This is a genomic window from Variovorax boronicumulans NBRC 103145 (assembly GCF_001591345.1).
GTDB lineage: Bacteria > Pseudomonadota > Gammaproteobacteria > Burkholderiales > Burkholderiaceae_C > Variovorax > Variovorax boronicumulans.
Map to the genome: position 1 here is coordinate 1 of NZ_BCUS01000204.1, position 6,104 is coordinate 6,104.

General features: G+C 69.2%; 2 protein-coding genes. Both read left to right on the forward strand.

The genetic code is table 11. The features are described 5' to 3' along the window. Positions 1-4,000: OmpA family protein (locus VBO01S_RS30445; RefSeq protein ID WP_157627528.1), on the forward strand; the 4,000-nt coding region annotated here is incomplete at its 5' end. A gap of 11 nt (positions 4,001-4,011) precedes the next feature. Continuing rightward, positions 4,012-6,104, forward strand: a 2,093-nt coding sequence (locus tag VBO01S_RS30450; protein ID WP_218005427.1) for a hypothetical protein, incomplete at its 3' end; no start/stop codon positions are given.

Below are 6,104 nucleotides of genomic sequence, written 5' to 3' on the forward strand. Positions count from 1 at the left end.
GGTGCAGCCCACCTCGGCGCCGCTGATCGCGCTGCCCGTGGCGCCGGCCAACGCCAGCAGCTTCGTCAGCGGCGGTGGCGGCAGCATGGGCGGCACGCTGGGCGTGCAGCCCGCGATCCCCACCGGCAGCCTGTTCTCGCCGCTGAACGGCGTGCCTACCTCGGGCCTGCCGTCCTCGACCACCAGCGGCTCGGCCACCGGCGTCGGCGCGCAGGCCATGCGCCCCATCGGCACCGGCGGCGCGATGCTCGAGCCGCGCACCAACCCGCTGCTGCCCCAGGCAGTTCCGAGTCCCATCGAACTCGAGACCCTGCTGCCCCAGCTGGAGAACAACACGCTGGGCTTCATCGGCCTGAAGGACCGCGACACCGTCGCCGGCCAGTCGATCAACGTGCGCGTCAAGGGCACTGCCGGCACCAGCCTGCGCCTGAGCGTCAACGGCAGTGCATTGGAAGAACGCCGCGTCGGCAAGAAGACCCAGCTGGCCTCCAAGAACATCGCCGCCTGGGAATACATCGGCGTGGCCCTGCGCCCCGGCATCAACACCCTCAAGCTCGAAGCCGTGGACGGCTTCGGCAACGTGCGCGGCAGCGCCGACGAGATCACCGTCGTCGCCCCCGACAAGCTCGGCGCCATCGAGGTCGACCTGCCCGAGGTGGCGCGCGCCGACCTGCGCACGCCCGTCGTCGTCAAGGTGCGCCTGATCGACGCGGCCGGTGTGCCCGTCACAGCCCGCACGCAACTCACGCTCGAAACCGACCGCGGCCGCTGGTTGACCGAAGACCTGAACCCGACCGAACCCGGTACGCAGGTCTTCATGGACGGCGGCGCTGCAGAGTTCCAGCTGATGCCCCCGGGCGAGCCGGGCGATGCGCGCCTGCGCGTGAGCGCGGGCACCTTCGTCAAGGAAGTGCGCCTGGCGCTGCTGCCCGAGATGCGCCCCATGATCGGCGTGGGCATCGTCGAAGGCGTGCTCGACTTCACCAAGCGCGGCAAGCTGCCCCTGGGCGCCATGCCCGCCGGCGCCGCCTTCGAAGCCGAACTCTCGGGCCTGAAGGACGAAGGCAGCAACAGCCGCGCCAGCGGTCGCGCCGCCTTCTTCTTCAAGGGCACCGTCAAGGGCGAGTACCTGCTCACCGCCGCCTACGACTCCGACAAGACGCGCAAGGACCGCCTGTTCCGCGACATCCGCCCCGACGAGTTCTATCCGATCTACGGCGACTCCGCGGTCAAGGGCTTCGACGCCCAGAGCACGCAAAAACTCTACGTGCGCATCGACAAGAACCGCTCCTACCTGCTGTACGGCGACTTCACCACCGCCAGCAGCACCGAGGTGCGCAACCTGAGCCAGAGCAACCGTTCGCTCACGGGCCTGAAGCACGTGTACGAGGACGAGAACGTGCGCGCCACCAGCTATGTCTCGCGCACCGCGCAGACGCAGCAAGTGGAGGAGTTCCGCGCGCTGGGCACCTCGGGCCCGTACTACCTGAGCGCCAGCAACGGCGAGTTCGTGGACAACAGCGAGCAGATCGAGATCGTGGTGCGCGACCGCAACCAGCCCAACATCGTGCTGCAGCGCACGGCCGTGGCGCGCTTCGTGGACTACACGGTGGAGCCGCTCACGCGCCGCATCCTGTTCACGCATGCCATCGCCTCCATCGACGCGAACCTGAACCCGCAGTCGATCCGCGTCACCTACGAAGTGGACAGCGGCGGCCCCAAGTTCACCGTGGCCGGCACCGACGTGCAGGTGAAGGTCAGCGAGAACCTGCAGTTGGGCGTGGTGGCCTCCACCGACCAGAACCCGCAGAACAAGCGCAACCTGCAGGCGCTCACGGGCGTGGCACGCATCGGCCAGAACACCAGCGTGGCGGCCGAGCTGGTCAAGACCGACTCCGACGACAAGGGCAACGGCCACGGCGCGCGCGTGGAAGCGCGCTACCAGGACGAGAAGCTGGCCGTGGTGGCCCTGGCGGCCAAGACCAGCAAGGGCTTCGACAACCCCGGCGCGAGCTTCTCGGCCGGCCACACCGAAGCCTCGGCGCGCGCCGAGTACCGCGTCGACCCGACCCTGGCCGTGCGCGGCGAGGTGCTCTACAGCAAGGACGCGGCCCAGGTCGACGAGCGCAAGGGCGCCACGGTGAGCGTGCAGAAGAAGCTCAGCGACAAGACCGTCGCCGAGGTGGGCCTGCGCCACGGCCAGAGCAACAACGCGCTGGGCTCCAGCTCGGGCTTCGACTACGGCCAGATCTCCACCTACAACGGCCAGATGGGCAGCAGCATCGGCGCCAACAGCGTGACCACGCTGGGCGCGGCCGCCGCCGCCGCCGGCGTGGACACGCAGAGCCAGACGACCGTGCGCGGGCGCCTGTCGACCGAGGTGCCCGGCGTGGCCGGCGCGCAGGTGTTCGTGGAAGGCGAGCAGGACCTCAAGGACGGCAAGCGCCACGTGCTGGCCGTCGGCGGCAACTACGCCATCACCGACAAGACGCGCGTGTACGGCCGCTACGAGCTGATCTCCACGCTCAACGGCCCCTACGAGCTGGACAGCACGCAGCGCAACAACACCGGCATCGTCGGCATCGAGAGCAACTACATGGAAGGCGGTCGCGTGTACAACGAGTACCGCATCGCCGACGGCGCCGAAGGGCGCGGCGTGCAGGCGGCCATCGGGGTGCGCAACACCTTCAAGATCAACGAGCAGATCCGCGTGACCGGGGGCATCGAGCACACGCGCGACATGAGCGGCTACAGCAGCAGCAAGAACACCGGCACGGGTTATGCCGGTGGGCTGGGCGAATCGACCGCGATCACCAGCGGCATCGAATACATCACCGACCGGATCAAGGCCAGCGGCGTGTATGAAGCGCGCCGCGGCGACGACGCGAACACGCGCCTGTTCAGTGCCGGCTTCGGCTTCAAGCTCGATCCGTCCTGGAGCCTGCTGGCGCGCAGCATCGTGAGCGACAGCGAAGGCCAGGGCGCCAACGCGGGCAACGAGCGCCACCTGGCGCGCCACCAGATCGGCATCGCCTACCGGCCGGTGGACGACGACACCTGGAACGCGCTGGCGCGCTACGAGCGCCGTTCGGAGCGCGTGGTGGGCGCGGGCAATGCGGCCGGCGCGCTGCAGGGCAGCAGCGTCTTCGGCGCCGACAACGGTGCCAGCCTGCCGGGCAAGACCAGCGCGGACATCGTCTCGGCGCACGTCAACTACAACCCCGAGCCGGGCAAGGCGGTGATGGCGCGCTATGCCTTCAAGCTCAGCCGCGCCGACGACGGCACGCTGGCCAGCAAGTACTGGGCGCACCTGGTGCAGGCGCGCTACACGCAGGACATCAACCAGGACTGGGACTTCGGCCTGCAGGCCGGCCTGCTGTACGGCAAGGGCGGCGCGCTGCAGAAGACCTTCGGCGTCGAGGTGGGCTACCAGGTGCAGAAGAACATGTGGGTGTCGGCGGGCTACAACTTCGTAGGGTTGAACGACCGGGACCTGACGGCCAACGAGTACACGAGCAAGGGCGCGTACGTGCGGCTGCGCTTCAAGTTCGATGAGACGCACCTGGGGTTTGCGTCGACAGGGGAGACGAACACGGCCAAGGCGCAGAAGGCCGAGAAGCTGGCTGCGGATGCGCCCGAAGTGGCAACGCTGCCGATGCGCACGGTGCTGCAGTCCGAAGCGCTGTTCGAGCCTGCCAAGTCCTTCATCAAGCCGCAGGCGCACGACACGCTGAACACGCTGGCCGCGCAGATCAAGGCGACCGAGGCGCAGGTGGTGATCCATATCAGCCATGCCGATGCGCAAGGCAGCGCTGACGACCGCATGCAGCTGGTCGCGCAGCGGACCAACGCGGTGCGCAGCTACCTGATCGGGCGCGGCGTGGATGTGCTGCGCCTGCGCACCGACACCAAAGAAGACACGCAGCCTGTCGCAGGCGATGACAGCAGCGCCAAGAGCCGCTGGGTCGTGATCGCCGCGGCCACGCAGGAAACCCGCTGAACGAGACCATGATGCAAAGCAGAACGAGAAACGAAGCGGGCGGGATGGCGCGGCTCGGCGGGGTGTTGAAGGGCGTCTTCGCTGCGGGGGCGCTGTGGTTGGTTGCCATGACGGGGGCGCAGGCTGCGGTCACCTCGTGTACGCCGCAGTCGGGCTACAACACCTGTGTGGCCTTTACCTATTCCGGTTCGGCGCAGACCTTCACGGTGCCTGCGGGCGTGTCTTCGGTGCGCGCCACGATGTGGGGCGCCGGCGGTGGCGGCTCGCTGGCGGCAGGCGGCAACTCGGCCAACGGGGGCGCCGGCGGGTTCGCCGACGGCACCGTGTCGGTCACGCCTGGCACCGCGATGGCGGTGACGGTGGGGCAGGGCGGGCAGAACGGTGGCACCGGCTCGACCTACGGCCGCGGCGGTGGTGGTGGCAATGGTGCGAACGCGGGCGTCGCCGGCTCTTCCGGCGGTGGCATGAGTGCACTGTGGAACGGCAGCACGGAATTTTCGGCAGCCGCCGCACGACTGATCGCAGGCGGCGGTGGCGGCAGCGCGTTCTGGACCGACGTCGGCAGCCCGGTGCCGGGCGGCGGCGGCGGCGCCTCTGGCGGGACCACGACCGGAACCGCCGGTCGCTCAGGCACACAAGCCGCCGGCGGCGCGCGCGGCACCCCGAGTGCGGGGACCGTCGCGGCCACCTGTCCGGCTGGCACTGACGGCAGCGCCTTGCAGGGCGGCACCGGGTGCTCGGCGGTCGGTGGCACCCCCGTCCAGTACGAGGGCGGCGGCGGTGGTGGCGGCGGCTGGTTCGGCGGCGGCGGCGGCATGGCCCAGTGCAGCAACACGCCCAATCCCGTCTCGGTCAACTGTTCCTACAACGGACCCGGCGGCGGCGGCTCGGGCTTCATCGGCACGGGCGTGACCGGCGGCGTGCTCACTGCAGGGGCCAACGGGAGCTACTCGGCGACTTCCAGTCCGGGCAACACGAGTGCGCCCTACCAGTCGGGTGTCGGCGTGGGCGGGTCGCGCAGTTCGTTGACCGGAGACACTGGCGGCAACGGCCTCGTGGTGATCCAGTTCAACGTGGTCACCCTGCAGCTCGCGAAGGCCTGGTCGGCCGGCAGCAACACCGGCGACGTGGCGAGCATCGCCGCCTCCACGGGCGGTACCAACTTCTTCGGCGCCAGCAACACCTCGGCCTTCACCTCGACGGCATCCACGGCCGCCTCCAGTTCCACCGTGGGCGTGAACATCGGCAACGTCATCACGCTGCCCGCGGAAACACTGACCACCGGCACGCTGGCGAACTACAACACCGTGCTCTCGTGTACCGCGAACGGCGGCGCGATGGCCAGCACGCTCAGCGGCACCAACGGACAGGTGAGCAACACGCTGACGATCGCCCTCGGTGACATCGGCAAGGACATCGTCTGTACCTACACCAACACGCGCAAGACCGCGACCTTGCAACTGGCCAAGTCGTGGAACCCCATCAGCGTGACGGGCAACGTGGCGAACATCGGCGCCACCACGGGCGGCGCGGCGAACACCGCGGCGTTCTCGTCGACGGCGCCGACGGCCAACACCAGCGCGACCGTGACCGTGGCGGCCGGCAACACGATCACCTTCCCCGCGGAAACCATGAACGGCGGCGTGCTGCCGAACTACACGACCGTGCTGTCGTGTACCGCCGGTGGCGGCGCGACGGCCAACACGCTGAGCGGCACCAACGGCCAGGCGACCAACACGCTGGCGATCGGACCGGGCGACGCCGGCAAGGCGATCGTCTGTACCTACACCAACACGCCGAAGACCTCGACGCTGCAACTGGTCAAGTCGTGGGGCGCCAACAGCTTCACCGGCAACGTGGCGAGCATTCCGGCCTCCACGGGCGGCACCAACAACACCACGGCCTTCACGGCCACGGCCCCCACGGGCGCGAACAGCGGCAGCGCCGTGACCGTGGCCACGGGCAACACGATCACGCTGCCGGCCGAGACGATGTCGCCGGGCACGCTGGCGAACTACAACACGGTGCTGGCGTGTACGGCCGGTGGCGGTGCCACGGCCAATGCGCTCAGTGGCACCAACGGACAGAACAGCAACACGCTGCT